This window comes from Nocardioides agri (genome assembly GCF_013778305.1).
Classification (GTDB): Bacteria; Actinomycetota; Actinomycetes; order Propionibacteriales; family Nocardioidaceae; genus Nocardioides; species Nocardioides agri.
In genome coordinates this window covers 232607-252141 of record NZ_JACEIC010000004.1, presented here as the reverse complement: position 1 = coordinate 252141, position 19535 = coordinate 232607, and the positions used below count along the sequence as shown (strand labels likewise).

Sequence of the window (19535 nt, the reverse complement as noted above, 5' to 3'; positions counted from 1 at the left end):
GCGTCAGTCCCGTCGGTGCAACCGCAGATCGGAGACCGAGCCCGGCCCGGGACGCTGCGAGTCCGGGTCGTCGTCATCGGGCAGCGACCCGAGGAAGGCCAGCGCCGCCTCGTGCAGGTGCCCGTTGGAGGCGAGCGCGTTGCCGCCGAACGGGCCGTCGCTGCCGTCGAGAGAGCCGAACCGGCCGCCGGCCTCGCGGACGATCACGTCGAGCGCAGCCATGTCGTAGACCTCGAGGTCGGGCTCGGCGGCGAGGTCGACGGCGCCCTCGGCGAGCAGCATGTAGGACCAGAAGTCGCCGTAGGCCCGGGTCCGCCAGCAGCGCCGCATCAGCGACTCGAAGTCGTCGAGCCGGTCGCGCTCCTCCCAGCCGGACAGCGAGGAGTAGGACAGCGAGGCGTCCTCGAGGCGGCGTACGTCGGAGACCTGGCAGCGGGTCGCCTTGAGCAACGAGCGCCCGGTCCAGGCGCCGTTGCCCGTGGACGCCCACCAGCGACGCTGGAGCATCGGTGCGGACACCACCCCGAGCACGACCTCGTCGTCGACGACCAGCGAGATCAGCGTCGCCCACACCGGCACGCCGCGCACGAAGTTCTTGGTGCCGTCGATCGGGTCGATCACCCACCGCCGCTGGCTGTGGCCGGTGGAGCCCTGCTCCTCGCCGGTGATCGCGTCGCGGGAGCGGACCCGCGACAGGGTCCGCCGGATGCTCTCCTCCACGGCCTGGTCGGCGTCGGTGACCGGCGACAGGTCCGGCTTGCTCATCACGTGCAGGTCGAGCGACTTGAACCGGCTCTCGGTGATGGAGTCGGCGTCGTCCGCCAGCACGTGCGCGAGCCGGAGGTCGTCGGTGTAGTCGGTCGGCACGCGGCCAGCCTATTCGCTGGAAGCCGAACCATCCGGCAGGGTGCGCCGTATGGAGGGCATGGAGATCAACGGGCTGCCGCTGCACCCGCTCGTGGTGCACGCGGCCGTCGTGTTCGGACCGCTGGCCGCGGTGGCCGCGCTCGGCTACCTGGTGCCGCGCTGGCGCGACTACCTGCGCTGGCCGATGGTCGTGCTGGCGGTGCTCGCGACCGGCGCCATCGTCGTCGCCTACCTCACCGGCAGCAACTTCCTCGCCAGCAAGCCGGAGCTGAAGACGAGCCCGCAGGTCCAGGAGCACCAGCACCGCGCGAGGCTCCTGCTGTGGACCACGCTCGCGTTCGGCGTCGTCGCCCTCGGCGCCGGCTGGCTGCACTCCCGCACCGGCGCCGTGCGGGTCGTCATCGACGTCCTGCTCGGGATCCTCGCCCTCGCCGTGGTGGTGCTGGTCGTCCGCACCGGCGACGCCGGAGCGCGCGCCGTGTGGGGGTAGGGCTCAGCCCGGCAGCTCCCAGGACGTGCGCGGGTACCTGCGCCGCTCGGCGAGGCTCCCGTCGACGCGCCGGATCACGTGCTCGACGCCGCGCACCCGCGCCTCGGTGCGGGCCACCTCGACGGCGGCCTCGCACGTCGGGTACTCGCCGGGGAGTCGGTCGCCCCCCTCGAACCGGTTGAGCCAGGTCTCGTTGTCGTAGTAGGTCTCCACGGCGGCGCCCACCATCGTCCACTCCCTCCCAGTCCCCACTCGTGAGGTGACCGACGGGGCCGACGGCGAAACCCTCAGTACGCCGGCTCGCTCCGCGCCGCGAGCAGCCGGCGGAAGGACATCACCCGCTCGGGGTCCGCGGTGCCGTTCGCGACCGCCTCGTCGAGCCCGCACTCCGGCTCGTCGGTGCCGTGGGTGCAGCCGCGCGGGCAGTCCTCGGTCATCTCGTCGAGGTCGGGGAACGCCTCGATGAGGTGCTCGGGCTGCACGTGCGCGAGCCCGAAGGAGCGGATGCCCGGGGTGTCCACGATCCAACCGAGGCTCTGTCCGTCCTCCGGGCCGGGCAGCGCGAGCATGTAGGCCGACGTCGAGGTGTGCCGGCCGCGGCCGGTCACCGCGTTGACGTGCCCGACGTCGCGGAGGGCCGTCGGCACCAGCGCGTTGACCAGCGTGGACTTGCCCACGCCGCTCGAGCCCACCAGCACGCTCGTCCGGCCCGTCAGCCGCTCGCGGAGCTCGCTCAGGTCGCTGGCTCCCGGCCCCTTGAGCTGGGTCACCACCCACGGCACCCCGAGCGACCGGTAGGTGCCCAGCAGCGTCTCGGGATCGGCCAGGTCGGCCTTGGTCAGGCAGAGCAGGGGCTGCATCCCGGCGTCGTACGCCGCCACGAGGGCGCGGTCGATCAGGCGCGGCTGCGGCTCGGGGTCCGCGAGCGCGGTGACGACCACCAGCTGCCCGGCGTTCGCGACGATCACCCGCTCGACGGGGTCGTCGTCGTCGGCGGTGCGCCGCAGCGTCGTCTCCCGCTCGCGCACCTCGACGATCCGGGCCAGGCTGCCGTCGTCGCCCGTGACGTCCCCGACGACGCGCACCCGGTCGCCGACGACGACGCCCTTGCGCCCGAGGGGCCGGGCCTTCATCGCCATCACCGTGCGGCCGTCGATCAGCAGCGTGAACCGGCCGCGGTCGACCGTGACGACGACGCCGTCCACCGCGTCGTCGTAGGTGGGGCGCTCCTTGGTGCGGGGGCGGGTACGCCGCCGGGGACGGTCGTAGTGCTCGACGTCCTGGTCGGAGTACCGGCCGCTCATGAGTCGATGAGCCCGGACCAGAAGCCCGCGAAGTCGGGGAACGTCTTGCCGGTCGTCGCGACGTTCTCGACGAGCACGCCGTCGACGGCCGCGCCGAGGATGACCGCGGCGTGCGCCATCCGGTGGTCGGCGTAGGTGCGGAAGACTCCGCCGTGCAGCGGCGCCGGGGCGATCGTCAGCCCGTCGGGGTGCTCGGTGACCTCGGCACCCAGTGCGCCGAGCTCGGTCGCGAGAGCCGCGAGCCGGTCGGTCTCGTGGCCGCGGATGTGCCCGATGCCGCGCAGGTGCGACGGCGCCTCGGCGAGCGCGCACAGCGCCGCGACCGCCGGGGTGAGCTCGCCGACGTCGTGCAGGTCGACGTCGATGCCGAGCAGCGTCCCGCTGCCCCGCACCCGCAGGCCGCCGTCGGGACCGTCGGTGAGGTCCACCTCGCAGCCCATCGCGGCGAGGATGTCGCGCAGGGCGTCGCCCGCCTGGGTGGTGTGGCGCGGCCAGTCGCGCACGGTGACCGAGCCGCCGGAGACCGCCGCGAGCGCCAGGAACGGTGCCGCGTTGGACAGGTCGGGCTCCACGACGCGGTCGACCGGCTTCAGGGGACCGGGCGCGACCGACCAGCGGTTCGCGTCGGCGTCGTCGACCTCGACACCCTGCTCGCGCAGCATCGCGACCGTCATCTGGATGTGGGGCAGCGAGGGGACCGGCTTGCCGTCGTGGCGCACGTCGACGCCGCGGTCGTAGCGGGCGCCGGCCAGCAGCAGCGCGGAGATGAACTGCGAGGAGGCCGACGCGTCCACCACGACGGTGCCGCCCGGCACCGAGCCGGTGCCCCTGACGGTGAACGGCAGGGCGTCGCCGGCGACGTCGACGCCGAGGGTGCGCAGCGCGCCGAGGATCTCGCCGATGGGTCGCTGGCGCATGTGCGGGTCGCCGTCGAAGGCGACCGCTCCGGTCGACAGGCCGGCGACCGGGGGCACGAAGCGCATCACGGTCCCCGCCAGGCCGCAGTCGACCGCCGCGTCACCGGCGAAGGCGCCCGGCGTGACCACCCAGTCGTCCGCGGAGGTGTCCACGTGCGAGCCCAGGGCGGTCAGTGCCGTCGCCATCAGCGTCGTGTCGCGCGAGCGCAGCGCCCGACGCACGACGGAGGGCCCGTCGGCGATCGCGGCCAGCAGCAGCGCGCGGTTGGTGATCGACTTGCTGCCCGGCAGCGTCACGACGGCGTCGACCGGGTGCGCCGCGCGCGGGGCGGGCCAGGGGTCGGCGAGGGGGTCGGTCACGACGAGCAGCGTAGTGGGGTCAGCGCACGCGCGACGCCGCGAGTCTCGCCTCCCGGCGGGCGTCGTGGGCGAGGCGTCGGGCCTCGCGCCGGGCGTCCCGGGCGGCGCGGCGGGCCCGCCAGGCGACGCCGGGCTGGCCCTCGGTGTCGCCGCTGGCGATGATCAGGCCACCGACGAGCGAGACGTTCTTGAAGAAGTGCAGCCGCTGCTGGGTGCGCTGCGTCGCGTCGTCGAACTCCCAGAACCGGTGCCCGGCCAGGGTGGTCGGGACCAGGGACGCCGCGAGCACGGCGGCGGAGATCCGCGGCGCCCGGCCGGTGGCGAGCGCGAGGCCGGCGCCGATCTGGACGCCCGCGTTGATCTTGACGAGCGTCTCGGGGTCCTCGGGCAGCGGGATGCCGGCCTTGCGGGCCAACGGCACCAGGCGCGAGGTGACGGGGTCGGCCTTCACGGCGGGGCCGGCCGTGTTCTTGAGGGCGGCCGCGGCTCCGACGACGAAGATCGAGGCGAGCATCGGGCGGGCGATCAGTCTGCTGACGGTCATGCTCTCTGCTTACCCCGACCCGGGCAGCGGCACGCCCACATGTGTCTCCGGGAGCACCGGAACCCCGGCCACGCCGAGGCCGAGCCCCACGTCGATGCCGGCCGGACCGGCGGAGACGGAGACCGTAGCGTCGACGAGCGCGGGTGCCGTCGGGCTGCTGGGCTGGTCGGGGGTGCTGGGCGAGCTGGGCGTCGGGGCGGGGCTGCCGCTCGGCGCCGCGGGCTGCGTCGGCGCGGGTGCGACGGACGGCGCGGGCGCCGTCGCCGTGCCGGGGCCGTCCGCCGAGGCACCGGACGCCGGCGAGCCAGCCGGTTGCGGTGAGGCTGGTGAGCCCGATGGGCCCGGCGAGCCCGGCGAGCCCGGCGTCGTGCCCTCGGCCCCGACGCTCGGGAACCCCGTCGGTGGCGTCGCCGCGGCGGCCGCGGTCGTGCTGAGGTCCCGCGGGTCGAGCGCGCGGTGCCGCGCGACGTGCGCTCGGCGCCCGGCGTCCGGGGCGGCCGACGGCGTGATCGTGACCGTCGGTGCCTCCTCCGCCTCGGGTGCGGGCGTGGGCTGCTTCTGGTGCAGCGAGATCACGGTGCCCGCGACGACGGCGCTCGCCGCGGCGCCGGCGACCGCCGCGGCGGGCGCGTGGCTGACGACGGCGTCCCGTGCCCGCCCGAGCAGCTGCGCGACGCCGCCGACGGTGGTGCCGGCCGCGGTGCCCGTGGCGGCGAGGTACGCCGTCGCGACGGTGCCCAGCAGCAGCGGGGCGAGCAGGAGCCGGAGGCCGGAGTTGACCTCGGTGAGCTCGAGGTAGATCGCGGTGCAGCGGCGGCACTCGCGCAGGTGCTGCTCCACGCGGGTGGCGTCGCGCCGGGACAGCCCGCCGCGCACGTAGGCACCCAGCTCGGCGCGGGTGCGCGCGCAGGCGTCGTCGTCGACGTCGGAGGCGTGCATGGAGAGGTAGGCCTGACGCAGGCCCTCGCGAGCGCGGTAGGCGAGCGCGGAGACGGCGTTGGCGGACATCGCGAGGATCGGCGCGATGTCCGCGGGCTTCTGGCCTTCGACCTCGGTGTGCCAGAGCACCAGCTGCCAGCGCTCGGGCAGCGAGGCGAAGGCCTTGGCGGCCGTGGCGTTCTCGAAGCCCTCCAGCGCGGTGTCCCGGAACGGGACGCCGGGGTCGAACGGCGTGAGGTCGTCGGTGCTGTGCAGCCGCGCCGTGGACCGGATCCGGTCGACGTGCAGGCGACGCACCGCCGTGAGCAGGTAGGCCCGGAACGCCAGGTCGGGGCCGCCGCCGCGCTGGAGCACGCCCAGCACCTTGGCGAACGCCTCGGACACCAGGTCGTCGACGTCACCCGCCGACACGAGCTGCCGGGCCAGGCGGCGAGCGGCGCCCACGTGCCGGCTGAAGAGCTCGCCGTAGGCGCCGACGTCACCGGCGCGGACGGCGGTGATCAGTTCGGCGTCTCCGCGCTCGTCGACGGCAGGGACGAAGGAGGCCACGAGGTTCCAACGCGCGAGGGAGCGAAAGGCGACGGTTGTGCTCACGATCTCCGAAACTTCCCGCGAAACTTTCGCGGAAACCGCGTCATGGCCGTTCGTGAGCGCCGTTACATCCCCGGCAAGACCGGACCAGAGGGGGAGCCGACCGTGGACTGGATCGCGACGCGCAGGCGCAGCGCCACCACGGCCGATTCCGAAGCAGGGCAGGATCCGTCCTCGAGCACACGCGCGGCGCTGCCGCCGCGGTTCGAGGCGGTGGGGGAGGCCCTGACTTCGGGATCGGGAGCGCGCTCGGTCGCAGCGTGCGAGGTGCTGGGGGGCATCCTCGCTCGCGACGGGGTCTCGCTGGGGGAGGCGCTGGAGGACCTCGCCCGCACCTGGGGGTTGGTGCGTGGCGAGGCCCCGGCGTACGCAGAGACGCGCGCGCTCGCCGTCGCGTGGGGCGAGGCGACGCTCGGCTACCTCCACGGCGTCTCATGCGCGGACCCGCTCACCGGGCTCGCGAGCCTGGCGCACCTGCGGACCGTGATCGGGGACGCGCGCCGCGCGGGGCCCGCGCACGAGACGCACGCCCTGGTCCTGGTGGCCGCGGACACCGCGCTCGACGGCGACCGGCTGGGGGAGCCGCTCGCGCGGGCCATGCAGGACGCCCAGGTGGGCGCGGTCGTGCGCGGTGTGTTCGCCGGCCCCGAGACGATCGGTCACCTTGCGCCGGGACGTCTCGCCGTGCTCGCCGAGCGCGACGACCGCCTGGTCCGCCGCCTGGACCTGCTGCTGAGGATGCTGGACGCGGACGGAGTGACGGCGCCGCGGGTGTGGGTCGAGGGGCTGCCCGAGACCGACGCCGCCGTCGCTGCGCTGCTCGACGAGCTCTCCCGCGGCTGACGGCCACCGACGGCGACTGCCTCTAGAGTTGCCGCATGTGCGGCCGCTACGCGTCGAGCCGACGCCCGGAGGACCTCGTCGACGAGTTCGACATCGTCGAGTCCCGCATCCAGGACGCCCTCGCGCCCGACTACAACGTGGCCCCCACCAAGGAGGTCTACGCGGTCGTCGAGCGGCCGCCGTCCTCCGACAGCCCGGAGCCGCCGCAGCGCCAGCTCCGGGTGCTGACCTGGGGCCTGGTGCCGTCGTGGGCCAAGGACCCCGGCATCGGCAGCAGGATGATCAACGCGCGCATGGAGACCGTCGCCGAGAAGCCGGCGTACAAGCGGGCGTTCGCGAAGCGCCGCTGCCTGCTGCCGGCCGACGGCTACTTCGAGTGGTACCCGACCGAGGAGCTGACCGCGGCGGGCAAGCCCCGCAAGCAGCCGTTCTTCATCCGGCCCAAGGACCACGGGGTGCTCGCGATGGCCGGCCTCTACGAGATCTGGCGCGACCCGACCAAGGCCGACGACGACCCGGACCGGTTCCGCTGGACGTGCACGGTGATCACGACCGATGCCGAGGACGCCGTCGGTCACATCCACGACCGGATGCCGCTGATGGTCGAGCGCGAGCGGTGGTCGGACTGGCTGGACCCGCGGGTGGGCGGCGACCTCGACCTGCTGGTCCCGGCCGCGCCCGGCCAGCTCGAGGCCTACCCGGTCTCCACGCTGGTCAGCAACGTCCGCAACAACGGCCCGGAGCTGCTGGAGCCGCTCCCCCTGGAAGGGGCGTCGTGAAGCAGGAGGAGCGCCGCATCGACACTCCGCACGGGGAGGCTCGGCTGGTCCTGGACCGCTCTCGGTCGCCGGTCGCGACCCTGCTGCTCAGCCACGGGGCCGGCAACGGCATCGACACCCGTGACCTCGAGGCGCTGGCCCGCGAGCTGCCGCGCAACAACGTCACCGTGATCCGGCTCGAGCAGCCGTGGCGGGTCGCCGGCCGCAGGGTCGCCACCCCGCCGGCGACCCTGGACGCCGCGCTGGTCGCGGCGGCGGACCAGCTGCGCACCCGCTCGCCGCTGGTCGTCGGCGGTCGCTCCGCCGGCGCCCGGTCCGCTGCCCGCTGTGCGGCCCGGCTGGGGGCGTCCGGCTGCCTGGCGCTCGCCTTCCCCCTCCACCCGCCGGGCAAGCCCGAGTCCTCACGGCTGCACGAGCTGAGGGCGGCCCGGGTGCCGACGCTCGTCGTGCAGGGCGAGCGCGACACGTTCGGTCGGCCGGATGAGTTCCCCACGGAGACCGACCTGGCCGTCGTGCCCGGGGCCGACCACGGGTTCAAGGTCGCGGCCAGCACCGGGCTGTCCGAGGACGAGGCGATGGAGATCATCGTCGAGTCGACGCTGGAGTGGATCGTGCGCGAGGTCGCGGGCGCCGGGAGCCGTGCGGGGGAATGACGCCGCCCCGAGCGGCGTTCCTCTCTTATGCACGCCGTGCTCGAACGCCCGACCGGGCTAGTCTGGGAGACGATGACAGAGCCCATTGAGACGACCCCCGACGCCGTCGACCCTTCCGTTCTCCCCGCTGTCGACCTCGACACCGAGACCGAGGCCGAGCGCTCGGCCCGCTTCGAGCAGGACGCGCTGCCCTTCCTCGACCAGCTGTACTCGGCCGCGATGCGGATGACGCGCAACCCCGCGGACGCCGAGGACCTGGTCCAGGAGACCTACGCGAAGGCCTACTCGTCCTTCCACCAGTTCAAGCCCGGCACCAACCTCAAGGCCTGGCTGTACCGGATCCTGACCAACACCTTCATCAACAACTACCGCAAGAAGCAGCGGCAGCCGCAGCAGTCGATGTCCGAGGACGTCGAGGACTGGCAGCTCCACCGCGCGGAGTCGCACGCCTCCACGGGGCTCCGCTCCGCCGAGACCGAGGCGCTCGAGCACCTGCCCGACTCCGAGGTGAAGGAGGCGCTCCAGCGTCTCCCCGAGGAGTTCCGTCTCGCCGTGTACCTCGCCGACGTCGAGGGTTTCGCCTACAAGGAGATCGCCGAGATCATGGAGACCCCGATCGGCACCGTGATGTCACGGCTGCACCGCGGACGGCGGCAGCTGCGCGACCTGCTCTCGGACTACGTGCGTGACAACGACCTGCTGACCGTCGGCCGCGAGGGGAGCAAGTGATGACCAGCGAGCCGGCCCCCGGCGACTGCGCCGACTTCCTGGAGCGGATCGTCTACTTCATCGACAACGAGCTCGACGAGGCCGACTGCTCCGAGGTCAAGGTGCACCTCGACAGTTGCAACCCGTGCCTGGAGAAGTACGACCTCCAGCGCACCGTGAAGTCGGTCGTCGCGCGCTCCTGCTCCGAGGTCGCGCCCGACGAGCTCCGCCAGCGGGTGCTGCTCCGGATCCGCGAGGTGCAGATCCAGATCCGCGAGTCCTGAGCCGGAGCGCTCAGCCCTCCGGGATCAGGTCCCGGTCTGCCGGGGAGAGCCACAGCTCGCCGAGCGGGCGGCCGCCGGCGGTGTCGATCGCGTCGAGCAGCGACGCCGCCCACAGGTGCTCGAGCAGCGCGACGGCGGCGACGCCGCCGGGCTCGACCGCGTCCGCCAGCGACCAGGTCTCCGGGTCCCGGTCGTCCTCGTCCCCGCCGCCACCGAGGATCTCGGCCGCGATCCGGCCGAGATCGGGGTCGGCGCCGGGCGGCAGGGGCAGCGTCTCGAAGTCGCCGTCCTCGCCGCGCCGCACGAGCAGCACGTCGACGAGGCGCACCACGCCCGCCTCGCGCAGCCGGCGCAGCTCGGCCAGCACCACTCCGGAGTAGGAGGCCTCCTCGAACCCGACGACCAGCACCTGCACCGGGCCGGTCACGAGCCCACCCGCGCGCGCAGCTCGTCGTACTCGGCCCGGGTGATCACGCCCTGCCCGAGCAGCTCGTCGAGCGCGGCGACCGGGTCGCGGCGCGGCGGGGCGGGCGGGCGTTGGGGCGGGTGCGCGGCGGCGTGTGCCTGGGCGGGCGTGAGCCGGCCGCCGTAGTAGGGCACCGAGCCGGTCATGCCGTTCATCCGGATCTGGCGGGGCACGAGGAGCACCATGCCGCCACCTTGCCGCAGCCCCGAAAGGCGAAGATCCCCCGAACCGGGCGGTTCGGGGGATCTGTCACATCTGCGCTCAGGCGTTGGGGCGCTTGCCGTGGTTCGCGCCCTTCTTCTTCCGAGCGCGGCGCTTGCGGCCGGTCTTGCCCATGGTTTCCTCCTGAAGGGACGGTGCTTGGCCCGTTCAGGGGCCAACGGACAGTCTCTCAAATGCGTCCGCTACGACGAAATCCGGCTCAGGAACCGCTCGGCGTCGACGACGACCCGGGTCACCTCGCCGGTGCCGACGACCTTCCCGCCGACGTTCCTCGCGGCGACGGTGAAGCGGTGCAGCCGCCCGTCGACGTACGTCGCGGACGCGGTCACCTCGACCTCCTGCCCGACCGCGCTGGCCGCGGTGTGCTCGAGCTCGACGCGGGTGCCGACGCTGGTCTGCCCGTGCCGCAGCGTCGGGTCGATCGCGGCGCACGTGGCGGCCTCGCACCAGGCGAGCAGCCGGGGCGTGCCGAGCACCGGCAGGCTGCCGGAGCCGACCGCCGCGGCGGTGTCGGCGTCGGTGACGGTGAAGGTGAGGGTCGCGTCCATCAGAGCTCTACCCGGAAGGCGATCAGGTCGACGCCCGGGACGGGGGACCAGTCCCGCTCCGGCAGGCGGACGAAGCCGAGCCGTGCGTAGACGCGGTGGGCCGCGGACATCTCCGCCAGGCTGGAGAGCACGATCGCGTGCGCGCCGAGCTCGCGGAACCGCTCGAACACCAGCCGCATGAGTGCCTCGCCGACGCCTCGCCGGCGCGCGGACGGCGCGACCGCGAGCATCCGGAACTCGCCCTCGCCCGGCTCCCCGATCTCCCGCCACGGCGAGCCCTCGGGCGCGAGCGTGACCGTGCCGACCACCTCCCCGTCGAGCTCGGCCAGCCACAGCTGGGCCTCGCGGTCGCGCCGGGCGGCGTCCCGGAGGAGCGCGATGTAGTGGTCGTCGGGCCCCTGGGTGAACTCCGCGTACGCCGCGACCGTGACCTCGCCGACCGCGTCGAGGTCGTCGGGGCGCGCGCGCCGGACGAGGACGCCGGGGGCGAGCGACTCAGACACCGAAGCTGTTCCTCGGGTAGGTCGCGGCGACGTCGGTGATCACGTTGACCAGGTAGGGCACGCCCGACGCGAACGCGCGGTCCAGCGCCGGCCCGATCTGGCGCGGGTCCGCGACGGTCTCGCCGGCTCCGCCGAGCGCCTTCACGACGCCGTCGTAGGAGGTGGACGGCGCGAGGTCGGCGATGACGTCGTAGCCGTAGAGCATCTGCATCGGGCCCTTCTCCAGGCCCCACGCGGAGTTGTTGCCCATCACCATCACGACCGGCAGGTCGTGCCGCACGAGTGTGTCGACGTCCATCAGCGAGAAGCCCGCCGCACCGTCGCCGAGGAGCAGCACGACCTGCGCCGAGGGTCGGGCCAGGCGGGCCGCGATCGCGGCGCCCAGACCGGCGCCCAGGCAGCCGTAGGGGCCGGGGTCGAGCCAACCGCCGGGGCGCTTCGGCTCGACGAACTTGCCGGCGAAGCTGACGAAGTCGCCGCCGTCGCCGATCACCACGGCGTCCTCCGCGAGGCGGGGCAGCAGCTCGCCGTAGATCCGGGCCGGGTGGATGGGGTCGGCCTCGGCGCCGAGCAGCGCCGCGTCGCGCTCGACGGCCGCCGTGACCGCCCCCTGGAGGTCGGCGACCCAGGTCGACCAGTCGGGGCGCCGGGCCCGGGCCTCGAGCTCGGCGAGCAGGCCGTCGAAGACCGCGGTCAGATCGCCGGAGACGGCCGCCGCCAGCTCGGCGTGCCGTGACAGCTGCTCGGGGGAGTCGGCGACGTGCACGACCCGGGCGGGCGCGCCGTCCTGGCCGCCGAAGAGGCCGTAGCCGAGGCGGAAGTCGAGCGGGGTGCCGACGACGACGACGAGGTCGGCGCCACCGAGGGCGACGCCGCGCGCCTTGGTGACCAGCAGCGGGTGCCCGCCGGGCACGACGCCGCGGCCCATGCCGTTGGTGATCGCGGGGATCCCGGTCGCCTCGACGAACCGGAGCGCGGCCTCCTCGGCGTGGTCGGCCCACACGTCGGTGCCGAGGATCAGGACCGGGTGGGCCGCGCCGGCGAGCAGCTCGGCGACCCTGGTGAGCGCGTCGGTGTCCGGGTCGGCGCCGCGTGCAGCGGTCACGGTCGGGAGCGGCCCGCTGGCGCTGTTGAACAGCTCGTCCATCGGCACGTCGACGAAGACCGGTCCGCGGTGCGGCGAGGCCGCCGTCACGAACGCGTCGTGCATGTCCTCGAGCACGTCGGCCGCCGTCGGGATCGTCCGGGCCAGCTTGGAGACCGGCGCGAAGATCGGCGGCTGGTCGAGCTCCTGCAGCGCGCCGGTGCCCCAGCGGCTCTGCGGCGCGCGGCCGCCCACCACGACCATGGGGGAGCCGGCGAACTGCGCCTGGGCGACCGCGCTCAGGCCGTTGGTCACCCCTGGCCCCGCGGTGAGCACGGCGAGACCCGGGACCCGGGTCAGCTTGCCGGTCGCCTCGGCCGCGAACGCGGCCGTCTGCTCGTGCCGCACGTCGAGCAGGCGCATCGGCCTGTCCGTGTCGGCGACCTTGACCGCTCCGTCGTACAGCGGGAAGACGTGCGCACCGGAGAGGGTGAACATCGTCTCGACGCCGTGCGCGCGGGCGACGGCGACGCCGAGCTCGCCGGCGTGGCCGGTCAGGTCCGTGGAGTCGGGCATGAGCGCAGGTTACTCACCAGTCGCACCGAGGTAGCCGTGGTTGGTCGACTTCAGGGCGTCGACCACGACCAGCAGCAGGTCGGAGCGAAGCTGGGGCGGCCGGCTGCCCAGCGACAGCTGCAGGTAGAGCGCGCGCAGGAAGGCCTCGGCGTTGCCGCCGACCAGGTAGGGGTCGCGCTCGTCGTACCCCGCGCGGGTGCCGGCGGCCGCCGCGATCCGCGCGATCCACGGCTCCAGCACCTGCAGCGGGACGACGTTGCGGCGCAGCACCGCGACGGTGGCGAACGCCAGGCGGTCCGGCTCGCCGTTGCTGAACAGCCGGTCGACCGGCAGCAGCAGGCGGTCGGCGACGACGTCGAGGAGCACGGTCAGCTCGGGGGTGGCGAGGTGCGGGGAGCGGGCGAGCACGGTCAGCGCGTCGGCGCCGTGGGCGACCCCGTGCGCCCAGCCCTTGCCCGGCACGAAGCCGCGCAGGTCGCGCTCGCGCAGCAGCCACGTCGTCAGCCGGTCGCCCCACTCGAGGATCTTGCCGCCGGGCAGCAGCGGCCGGACGTTGTCGCGCGCGATGCACTCACCCAGCACGAGCGCCGAGAAGCTGCGCCGGAACACGGTGTCGGTGTCGCGCTCGCCGATCCCGACCAGGAGCCCCATCGCCATGCCGTCGCCGAGCCCGGCGAGCAGGTCGTCGTAGACGCCCCGCTCGATCCAGGTCGTCAGCGTGGGGTACGCCGTGCCGTCCCGCAGGGCCGGGTCCGGGTCGCCCAGCATCCGGGTCAGCTCGGCGGTGAGCTCGTCCAGAGGACGGTCGGAGGGCACTGCAAGACCCTCGGCATGAACCTGCCGCCAGTATGACCCGGACATGTGCCCCATCCTGCCAAAGGGCGTCCAGAGGTCCAGTGGGGGTCCCACCCGGCCTACCCTTGCCACCGTGCCGTCCCTCATCGACCTGGTGCGCAGCCACACCGACCTCGACGACGAGGACGTCGCGTGGCTCCAGCTGCTCCAGGCGGACTGGCAGATCATCGCCGACCTGTCCTTCGCCGACCTGGTGCTGTGGCTGCCTGACCAGGAGGGGAAGGGGTTCTGGGCGGCCGGCCAGATGCGCCCGACGACCGGCCCCACGGCGTACGTCGACGACGTGGTCGGCACGTTCGTGCCCGTCGGTCGACGACCGCTGATCGACGCGGCGTACGGGCAGGGCCGGCTGGTCCGCGAAGGCGATCCCGAATGGCGAGACGACGTGCCGGTCCGGGTCGAGACGATCCCGGTACGCCGGGCCGGGCGGGTGATCGCGGTGGTGGCCCGCAACACCAACCTCCTCGGCGTCCGCACCCCCAGCCGGCTGGAGCTCTCCTACCTGCAGACCGCCGCGGACCTGACCCAGATGATCGCCCACGGGCACTTCCCGGCGCCCGGGCAGCGCAGCGACCACGCCGACAGCCCGCGGGTGGGGGACGGGTTCCTCCGCGTCGACGCGGCCGGCAAGGTCGTCTACGCCAGCCCCAACGCGCTGTCGGTGTTCCGGCGCCTCGGCCTCTCCGGCGACCTCGCGGGGCTCTCGCTCGCCGAGACCACCCGGGAGCTGGTGCCGCCGCGGCGGCGGCCCGACGAGGAGACGCTGAGCGCCGTGCTCGGCGGCCGCGCGCACCGCGACACCGAGATCGGGACCGACGGGGTGTCGCTGATCGTGCGGGCGATCCCGCTGCGTCCCCAGGGGGACCGGATCGGCGCCCTGGTGCTGGTCCGCGACGTCACCGACCTGCGCCGCCGCGACCGCGAGCTGGTCACCAAGGACGCGACGATCCGCGAGATCCACCACCGGGTGAAGAACAACCTCCAGACCGTGGCCGCGCTGCTGCGGCTCCAGGCGCGGCGGATGGACTCGGAGTCCGCGCGGCTGGCGCTCGAGGAGGCGGTCCGCCGGGTCGGGTCGATCGCGATCGTGCACGAGATCCTCAGCCAGGCCGTCGAGGAGCGGGTGGACGTCGACGAGATCGTCGACCCGCTGGGCCGGATGGTCACCGAGGTCAGCGCCGTCGGGAGCCGGGTCCGCGTCCGGAGGACCGGCAGCTTCGGGGTGCTGGCCTCGGAGCACGCGACGGCGCTGGCGATGGTGCTGACCGAGCTGCTCCAGAACGCCGTCGAGCACGGCTACGACCCGGACGACGCCGAGGTCACCGGCGAGATCGTCCTGCACGCGCAGCGGCTGGTCGGCCGACTGCACGTGACGGTCGACGACGACGGGCGCGGCCTGCCGGCCGACTTCGACCTCGATCAGTCGAGCAGCCTGGGGCTGTCGATCGTGCGGACGCTGGTCGAGTCCGAGCTCGGCGGACAGCTCGAGATCGGACCGGCGCCGAGCGGGCGCGGCACGCGGGCTGCGCTCGACGTACCGGTCGACTAGCGACCAGATCGGGCGGTCAGGCGGTGCGGACCCGGGCCCGTGCGGTGCGACGCTTGAGCGCGCGACGCTCGTCCTCGCTCAGGCCGCCCCACACGCCGTGGTCCTGGCCAGCCTCGAGCGCCCACGCGAGGCACTGCTCGCGCACCTCGCAGCGTCGGCACACCTGCTTGGCCTCCTCGATCTGGAGGATGGCCGGACCGGTGTTGCCGATCGGGAAGAACAGCTCCGGGTCCTCGTCGAGGCACGCGGAGAGGTGGCGCCAATCCATGGCTGGGGCAACCCTCTTTCTTCAAGCAAAGGTGGGGCGGCCGCGGGTGCGCGGCCTGAGGTGCCGTCGGTGGGCACGAGAAAGCAACTGCAAGTCACGCAGTCGCCCCTCTAGGGTTGCAAGTCTTTGATCGCTAAACAACCCCTTGACATGGTCTTGTCCGTCACAGCAGGCACGACCTCTAGGCTTCTCGGGTGTCTCGACCCGCCACCGCCCCGGCCCCGCTGCTCGTCGCCGCCTCCCTGGTGGCCGTGGAGGGCCTCCTCCTGCTCGGGTACGCCGTGCTCGAGGTGGCGAGCGTCGACTCGGACCGGGTCGCGGTCGCGGCCACGACCGGCCTGTTCTTCCTCGCGTACGGCGTCGGGCTGCTCGTCTGCGCGCGCGGGCTGTCGCGGCGCCGGTCGTGGGCGCGCAGCCCGGTCGTGCTGGCCCAGCTCATCCAGCTCGGCGTCGCCTGGAGCTTCTGGGGCGGCTCCACCACCGCGGTCGCGATCGCGGTCGCCCTGGTGGCCGTGATCGTGCTGGTGGGGGTCTTCCACCCGGCGAGCATCGAGGCGCTCGAGGCCGCCGACGCGGACCCGACGGTCTAGTCCTGCTCGAGCGAGGTCCGCAGCTGCTCGAGCGTCCGGTTGAGCAGCCGTGAGACGTGCATCTGGGAGACCCCGATCTCCTCGGCGATCTGCGACTGGGTCATGTTCTTGAAGAACCGCAGCAGCAGGATCTTCTTCTCCCGCGGGGCCAGCCGGTCGAGCAGCGGCTTGATCGACTCGCGGATCTCGACGTGCTCCAGCCCGATGTCCTCGATGCCGATCGCGTCGAGCATCGTGGCCGCGCCGCCGTCCTCGCCGTCGTCGCTGGCGTCCAGCGACAGCGTCGAGTACGCGTTGCTGGACTCGATGCCCTCGACGATCTCCTCGACCGTGCAGCCGATCGCCTCGGCCAGCTCGCGCGCCGTCGGCGAGCGACCCAGGCTCTGCGTCAGCTCGCCGGTCGCGGTGCCGATCTGCATGCGCAGCTCCTGGAGCCGGCGCGGCACCCGGATCGCCCAGCCCTTGTCGCGGAAGTAGCGCTTGATCTCGCCGATGATCGTCGGCGTCGCGTACGTCGAGAACTCCACCCCGCGCTCGAGGTCGAAGCGGTCCACCGACTTGATCAGGCCGATCGTGCCGACCTGCACCAGGTCCTCGAGCGGCTCGCCACGGTTGCGGAACCTCCGGGCGCAGTGCTCGACCAGCGGCAGGTGCAGCCGCACCAGGCCCTCGCGGGCGGCGTCGCGGCTCGCCTGCGGGGCGTCCTCGTCGCGGAGGACCGCGAACAGGTCAGCGCTGCGCTGCCGCGTCAGCTCGGCGCCGGTCAAGCCGCCGGGCGCGTCGTCGTCCAGCTCGGTCATCTCAGCGACCCGGCTCCTGGTGGGAGGAGACCATGGTCAGGGAGATGGTGAGCTCGTCGTCGGTCGACGACGCCGCGGCCTCGCTCGCCAGCGTCGTGAGGACCTGCCAGGCGAAGCTGTCGTAGTCGAGCTTGGTCGGACCCGAGACCTGGGCGGTGAGGCTCACGGTCAGCTCCCCGGACCGCTGGTAGAAGCGGCCCACCACGTCGCTGCCCGCGACCGCGTCGCCGAGGACCATCGCGGTGGCCTCGCCGACAGCCATCCGCAGGTCCTCGATGTCGTCGATCGGGAAGTCCAGACGCGCCGCCAGGCCGGCGGTCGTCGTCCGGAGCACGGATGCGTAGGCGCCGTCGGCGGGTAGTCGCAGTTCGACGTCGGCGCGACGATCGGGCGTCGGGTGGTTCGAGGCCATGTGTGATTCCTAGCGCTGGTCGAGTGCGGGTCCCGAGACCGGTGGCGAAACAGTAGCGGGACCGGTCCCCGGGGTGTCCTTACCCCGGGGGCCGGTCCCGGTAACCGTGATCTGCGCGCCGGTGCCCGAAAGCTTGTGGCCCAGGCGAGAACTTGGTCGGGCCTAGCGAGCGGAACGGCTTCGCTGCGCTCAGCCGTTCCTTCGACGTCTCTTGCGGTGACGGCACACGGTCACGCCTTCGCTTCGCTCAGGCGTGCTTGAGACCAAGGAGGCGTGAGCTCCGCTCAAGCCTTCTTGGTCTCCCAGAAGATCTCGGCGATCTCGTCGATCTTCGCGAGGAGCTGGTCGGCCTTCTCGGCGTCGAGCTCACCCTTGGTGCCGGACGCGCCGGCCAGCTTGGTGGCCTCGTTGACCAGCGTGTGCAGCTGCGGGTACTTCTCGAAGTGCGGCGGCTTGAAGTAGTCGGTCCACAGCACCCAGAGGTGGTGCTTGACCAGCTCGGAGCGCTGCTCCTTGATCAGGATGGCGCGGGTGCGGAAGTCCGGGTCGTCGTTGTCCGCGACCTTGGCGATGATGGCCTTGATCGACTCCGCCTCGATCCGGGCCTGAGCGGGGTCGTAGACGCCGCAGGGAAGGTCGCAGTGGGCGGAGACCTCGAGGGTGGGGGCGAACAGTCGCGCGAACATGCGGTTCCTCTCGTCTTCGGTGGTCCTGGGTCGAACGCTGCGACACTACTCCGCGTGGCGAGGTGGGGTTTCGCAGTGGTCGACGGGCGGTCGATGGTGCCCACCCTCCACCCCGGTGACCGGCTGCTCGTCTCCTATGCGCGCGAGGTGCGTGCGGGCGAGGTCGTCGTGGCCCGGCTCGCCGACGGCACGGTCGCGGTGAAGCGCGCCGTCGAGCGTCGTACGACGGCCTCCGGTGCGCCGGCCTGGTGGCTGCTCAGCGACAACCCCGACGACGGTGTCGACTCCCGGCACCGCGGGCCGGTGCCCGACGGGGACGTGATCGCTGTCACGGTGGCCAGGGTCTGGCCGCGCCCCCGCCGGCTCTGACGCTGTGCCAGACTGGCGGCGAGGGAGACCCCCCATGGTCCGACGACTTCCGTGCACCACCCCCGCACGTTGATCCGGACCTCGCCCCGCCACGCCCTCTCGAAAGTCAGGTCTCGCGATGACTGATGCGCACCCGTCGTCCACCCACCCCCACGCCGGAGACCCGGTCTTCGACCTGCACGTGGGCGGCAAGATGGAGCTCACCTCGACGGTGCCGCTCGCCGGCCGTGACGACCTGTCGCTGGCCTACACCCCGGGCGTCGCGCGGGTCTGCGAGGCGATCGCCGCGGACCCGACGATGACCCGCCACTACACGTGGGTGCCCAACACCGTCGCGGTCGTCACCGACGGCACCGCCGTCCTCGGGCTCGGCGACATCGGACCGGCCGCCGCGATGCCGGTGATGGAGGGCAAGGCGGTGCTCTTCAAGCAGTTCGGCAACGTGGACGCCGTGCCGATCTGCCTGGCGACGACCGACGTCGAGGAGATCATCGAGACCGTCGTCCGGATGGCGCCGAGCTTCGGCGGCATCAACCTCGAGGACATCTCCGCGCCGCGCTGCTTCGAGATCGAGGAGCGGCTCAAGGCCCGCCTCGAGATCCCGGTCTTCCACGACGACCAGCACGGCACCGCCGTGGTGGCGCTCGCCGCGCTGTGGAACGCCCTGGAGCTCACCGGCCGCGACGCCGCCACCACCCGGGTCGTGATCTCCGGTGCCGGTGCCGCCGGCGTCGCCATCGCCAAGATCCTCCTCGAGGCGGGCATCACGGACCTCGCGGTGACCGACCGCAAGGGCATCGTGCACTCGAGCCGCAGCGACCTCACCCCGGTGAAGCGCGAGCTGGCCGAGATGACGGCCGACAAGACCGGCCGCACCGGGAGCCTCGCCGACGCGCTCGACGGCGCCGACGTCTACCTCGGCGTCTCCGGCGGCACGGTGCCGGAGGAGGACGTGGCCCGGATGGCCGCCGACGCCATCATCTTCGCGATGGCCAACCCGCACCCGGAGGTGCACCCGGAGGTCGCCCACCGGCACGCCCGCGTGGTGGCCACGGGCCGGTCGGACTTCCCCAACCAGATCAACAACGTGCTCGCGTTCCCCGGCATCTTCCGGGGCGCCTTCGACGTCAACGCCAGCGCGATCACCGAGGGCATGAAGCTCGCCGCCGCGCAGGCGCTCGCCGACCTGGTCGGCGACCAGCTCAGCGAGGACTACGTCATCCCGTCGCCGTTCGACCCGCGCGTCGGGCCCGCGGTGGCGGCGGCTGTGGCGGACGCCGCACGCCGCGATGGTGTGGCGCGCACCTAGGTCTCGGTAGGTTCGAGGA

Annotated in this window: 27 protein-coding genes; 10 read left to right on the top strand and 17 right to left on the bottom strand. The window is 73.3% G+C overall.

Annotation, left to right across the window (positions count from 1 at the left end; translation table 11 throughout):
* Nucleotides 1-3 precede the first annotated feature (3 nt).
* Nucleotides 4-867 carry an inositol monophosphatase family protein gene (locus tag HZF07_RS23305; protein ID WP_181645649.1) on the bottom strand — a complete coding sequence of 288 codons (864 nt, stop codon included), beginning with the start codon at nucleotides 865-867 and terminating at the stop codon, nucleotides 4-6.
* 49 nt (nucleotides 868-916) lie between these two features.
* Between HZF07_RS23305 and HZF07_RS23300 the strand changes: the two genes are divergently transcribed.
* A complete protein-coding gene (locus HZF07_RS23300) occupies nucleotides 917-1357 on the top strand; it encodes a DUF2231 domain-containing protein (RefSeq protein ID WP_181645648.1) in 441 nt (146 codons plus the stop codon).
* Between the two features lie 3 nt (nucleotides 1358-1360).
* On the opposite strand, the gene HZF07_RS23295 is transcribed toward HZF07_RS23300, so the two are convergent.
* From HZF07_RS23295 to HZF07_RS24660, 5 genes are read right to left on the bottom strand one after another with little or no spacing between them, the layout of a single operon-like run.
* Nucleotides 1361-1585, bottom strand: coding sequence for a DUF2188 domain-containing protein (locus HZF07_RS23295; protein ID WP_157339902.1), 225 nt, complete (start codon nucleotides 1583-1585; stop codon nucleotides 1361-1363).
* A gap of 59 nt (nucleotides 1586-1644) precedes the next feature.
* Nucleotides 1645-2661 carry a ribosome small subunit-dependent GTPase A gene (rsgA, locus tag HZF07_RS23290; RefSeq protein WP_157339901.1) on the bottom strand — a complete coding sequence of 339 codons (1017 nt, stop codon included), beginning with the start codon at nucleotides 2659-2661 and terminating at the stop codon, nucleotides 1645-1647.
* Nucleotides 2658-3938 (bottom strand): 3-phosphoshikimate 1-carboxyvinyltransferase, encoded by a 1281-nt coding sequence (gene aroA, locus HZF07_RS23285; RefSeq protein WP_309504952.1) that lies wholly within the window; start codon nucleotides 3936-3938, stop codon nucleotides 2658-2660. Before aroA ends, rsgA begins: the two co-directional genes overlap by 4 nt.
* Before the next feature lie 19 nt (nucleotides 3939-3957).
* Nucleotides 3958-4482: a DoxX family protein gene (locus HZF07_RS23280; protein WP_157339900.1), complete on the bottom strand. Its 525-nt coding sequence runs from the start codon at nucleotides 4480-4482 to the stop codon at nucleotides 3958-3960.
* 9 nt (nucleotides 4483-4491) lie between these two features.
* On the bottom strand, nucleotides 4492-6015 hold the full coding sequence (locus HZF07_RS24660; RefSeq protein ID WP_157339899.1) for a sigma-70 family RNA polymerase sigma factor: 1524 nt from the start codon (nucleotides 6013-6015) through the stop codon (nucleotides 4492-4494).
* A 264-nt stretch (nucleotides 6016-6279) separates the two neighbouring features.
* Between HZF07_RS24660 and HZF07_RS23270 the strand changes: the two genes are divergently transcribed.
* From HZF07_RS23270 to rsrA, 5 genes are all read left to right on the top strand, one after another.
* Nucleotides 6280-6855, top strand: coding sequence for a hypothetical protein (locus HZF07_RS23270; protein WP_157339898.1), 576 nt, complete (start codon nucleotides 6280-6282; stop codon nucleotides 6853-6855).
* A gap of 35 nt (nucleotides 6856-6890) precedes the next feature.
* Entirely contained in the window at nucleotides 6891-7634 is a 744-nt protein-coding gene (locus HZF07_RS23265) for an SOS response-associated peptidase (protein WP_157339897.1), read from the top strand.
* Nucleotides 7631-8287: an alpha/beta hydrolase family protein gene (locus HZF07_RS23260; protein ID WP_181645647.1), complete on the top strand. Its 657-nt coding sequence runs from the start codon at nucleotides 7631-7633 to the stop codon at nucleotides 8285-8287. Before HZF07_RS23265 ends, HZF07_RS23260 begins: the two co-directional genes overlap by 4 nt.
* Nucleotides 8288-8359: 72 nt before the next feature.
* Nucleotides 8360-9016 (top strand): sigma-70 family RNA polymerase sigma factor, encoded by a 657-nt coding sequence (locus HZF07_RS23255; RefSeq protein WP_157339896.1) that lies wholly within the window; start codon nucleotides 8360-8362, stop codon nucleotides 9014-9016.
* On the top strand, nucleotides 9016-9279 hold the full coding sequence (rsrA, locus tag HZF07_RS23250; RefSeq protein ID WP_157339895.1) for a mycothiol system anti-sigma-R factor: 264 nt from the start codon (nucleotides 9016-9018) through the stop codon (nucleotides 9277-9279). The genes HZF07_RS23255 and rsrA overlap by 1 nt, the downstream gene beginning before the upstream one ends.
* Before the next feature lie 10 nt (nucleotides 9280-9289).
* On the opposite strand, the gene HZF07_RS23245 is transcribed toward rsrA, so the two are convergent.
* The 7 genes from HZF07_RS23245 to HZF07_RS23220 form a co-directional block, all read right to left on the bottom strand.
* A complete protein-coding gene (locus tag HZF07_RS23245) occupies nucleotides 9290-9706 on the bottom strand; it encodes a DUF6325 family protein (RefSeq protein WP_181645646.1) in 417 nt (138 codons plus the stop codon).
* Entirely contained in the window at nucleotides 9703-9930 is a 228-nt protein-coding gene (locus HZF07_RS23240) for a hypothetical protein (RefSeq protein ID WP_157339894.1), read from the bottom strand. Before HZF07_RS23240 ends, HZF07_RS23245 begins: the two co-directional genes overlap by 4 nt.
* Before the next feature lie 76 nt (nucleotides 9931-10006).
* Nucleotides 10007-10081 carry a 50S ribosomal protein bL37 gene (locus HZF07_RS24725; RefSeq protein ID WP_369759046.1) on the bottom strand — a complete coding sequence of 25 codons (75 nt, stop codon included), beginning with the start codon at nucleotides 10079-10081 and terminating at the stop codon, nucleotides 10007-10009.
* A 68-nt stretch (nucleotides 10082-10149) separates the two neighbouring features.
* Complete coding sequence (locus HZF07_RS23235) at nucleotides 10150-10515, bottom strand: thioesterase family protein (RefSeq protein WP_157339893.1); 366 nt, start codon at nucleotides 10513-10515, stop codon at nucleotides 10150-10152.
* Nucleotides 10515-11018: a GNAT family N-acetyltransferase gene (locus HZF07_RS23230; protein ID WP_181645645.1), complete on the bottom strand. Its 504-nt coding sequence runs from the start codon at nucleotides 11016-11018 to the stop codon at nucleotides 10515-10517. Before HZF07_RS23230 ends, HZF07_RS23235 begins: the two co-directional genes overlap by 1 nt.
* Nucleotides 11011-12678: an acetolactate synthase gene (locus HZF07_RS23225; RefSeq protein ID WP_157339892.1), complete on the bottom strand. Its 1668-nt coding sequence runs from the start codon at nucleotides 12676-12678 to the stop codon at nucleotides 11011-11013. Before HZF07_RS23225 ends, HZF07_RS23230 begins: the two co-directional genes overlap by 8 nt.
* Nucleotides 12679-12687: 9 nt before the next feature.
* Entirely contained in the window at nucleotides 12688-13494 is an 807-nt protein-coding gene (locus HZF07_RS23220; RefSeq protein WP_309504951.1) for a DUF2785 domain-containing protein, read from the bottom strand.
* Between the two features lie 112 nt (nucleotides 13495-13606).
* Between HZF07_RS23220 and HZF07_RS23215 the strand changes: the two genes are divergently transcribed.
* Nucleotides 13607-15082: a sensor histidine kinase gene (locus HZF07_RS23215; RefSeq protein WP_181645644.1), complete on the top strand. Its 1476-nt coding sequence runs from the start codon at nucleotides 13607-13609 to the stop codon at nucleotides 15080-15082.
* Between the two features lie 16 nt (nucleotides 15083-15098).
* Here HZF07_RS23215 and HZF07_RS23210 read toward each other — a convergent pair whose 3' ends face one another.
* On the bottom strand, nucleotides 15099-15350 hold the full coding sequence (locus HZF07_RS23210; RefSeq protein WP_157339890.1) for a WhiB family transcriptional regulator: 252 nt from the start codon (nucleotides 15348-15350) through the stop codon (nucleotides 15099-15101).
* A gap of 194 nt (nucleotides 15351-15544) precedes the next feature.
* Here HZF07_RS23210 and HZF07_RS23205 point away from each other — a divergent pair, with 194 nt between their 5' ends.
* Nucleotides 15545-15940 carry a hypothetical protein gene (locus tag HZF07_RS23205; RefSeq protein ID WP_157339889.1) on the top strand — a complete coding sequence of 132 codons (396 nt, stop codon included), beginning with the start codon at nucleotides 15545-15547 and terminating at the stop codon, nucleotides 15938-15940.
* Here the strand turns inward: HZF07_RS23205 and HZF07_RS23200 are convergent.
* The 3 genes from HZF07_RS23200 to sodN all read right to left on the bottom strand — a co-directional run bounded on the left by HZF07_RS23200 (nucleotide 15937) and on the right by sodN (nucleotide 17838).
* Nucleotides 15937-16740: an RNA polymerase sigma factor SigF gene (locus HZF07_RS23200; protein ID WP_157339888.1), complete on the bottom strand. Its 804-nt coding sequence runs from the start codon at nucleotides 16738-16740 to the stop codon at nucleotides 15937-15939. The genes HZF07_RS23205 and HZF07_RS23200 overlap by 4 nt on opposite strands.
* A gap of 1 nt (nucleotide 16741) precedes the next feature.
* Nucleotides 16742-17152 (bottom strand): ATP-binding protein, encoded by a 411-nt coding sequence (locus tag HZF07_RS23195; RefSeq protein WP_157339887.1) that lies wholly within the window; start codon nucleotides 17150-17152, stop codon nucleotides 16742-16744.
* Between the two features lie 284 nt (nucleotides 17153-17436).
* Entirely contained in the window at nucleotides 17437-17838 is a 402-nt protein-coding gene (gene sodN, locus HZF07_RS23190) for a superoxide dismutase, Ni (protein WP_157339886.1), read from the bottom strand.
* A gap of 93 nt (nucleotides 17839-17931) precedes the next feature.
* On the opposite strand from sodN, the gene HZF07_RS23565 reads away from it, so the two are divergent.
* Together HZF07_RS23565 and HZF07_RS23180 are read left to right on the top strand one after the other, a co-directional pair.
* Nucleotides 17932-18207: a S24/S26 family peptidase gene (locus tag HZF07_RS23565; protein WP_157339885.1), complete on the top strand. Its 276-nt coding sequence runs from the start codon at nucleotides 17932-17934 to the stop codon at nucleotides 18205-18207.
* A 118-nt stretch (nucleotides 18208-18325) separates the two neighbouring features.
* Nucleotides 18326-19516 carry an NAD(P)-dependent malic enzyme gene (locus HZF07_RS23180; protein WP_157339884.1) on the top strand — a complete coding sequence of 397 codons (1191 nt, stop codon included), beginning with the start codon at nucleotides 18326-18328 and terminating at the stop codon, nucleotides 19514-19516.
* Nucleotides 19517-19535: the final 19 nt, after the last annotated feature.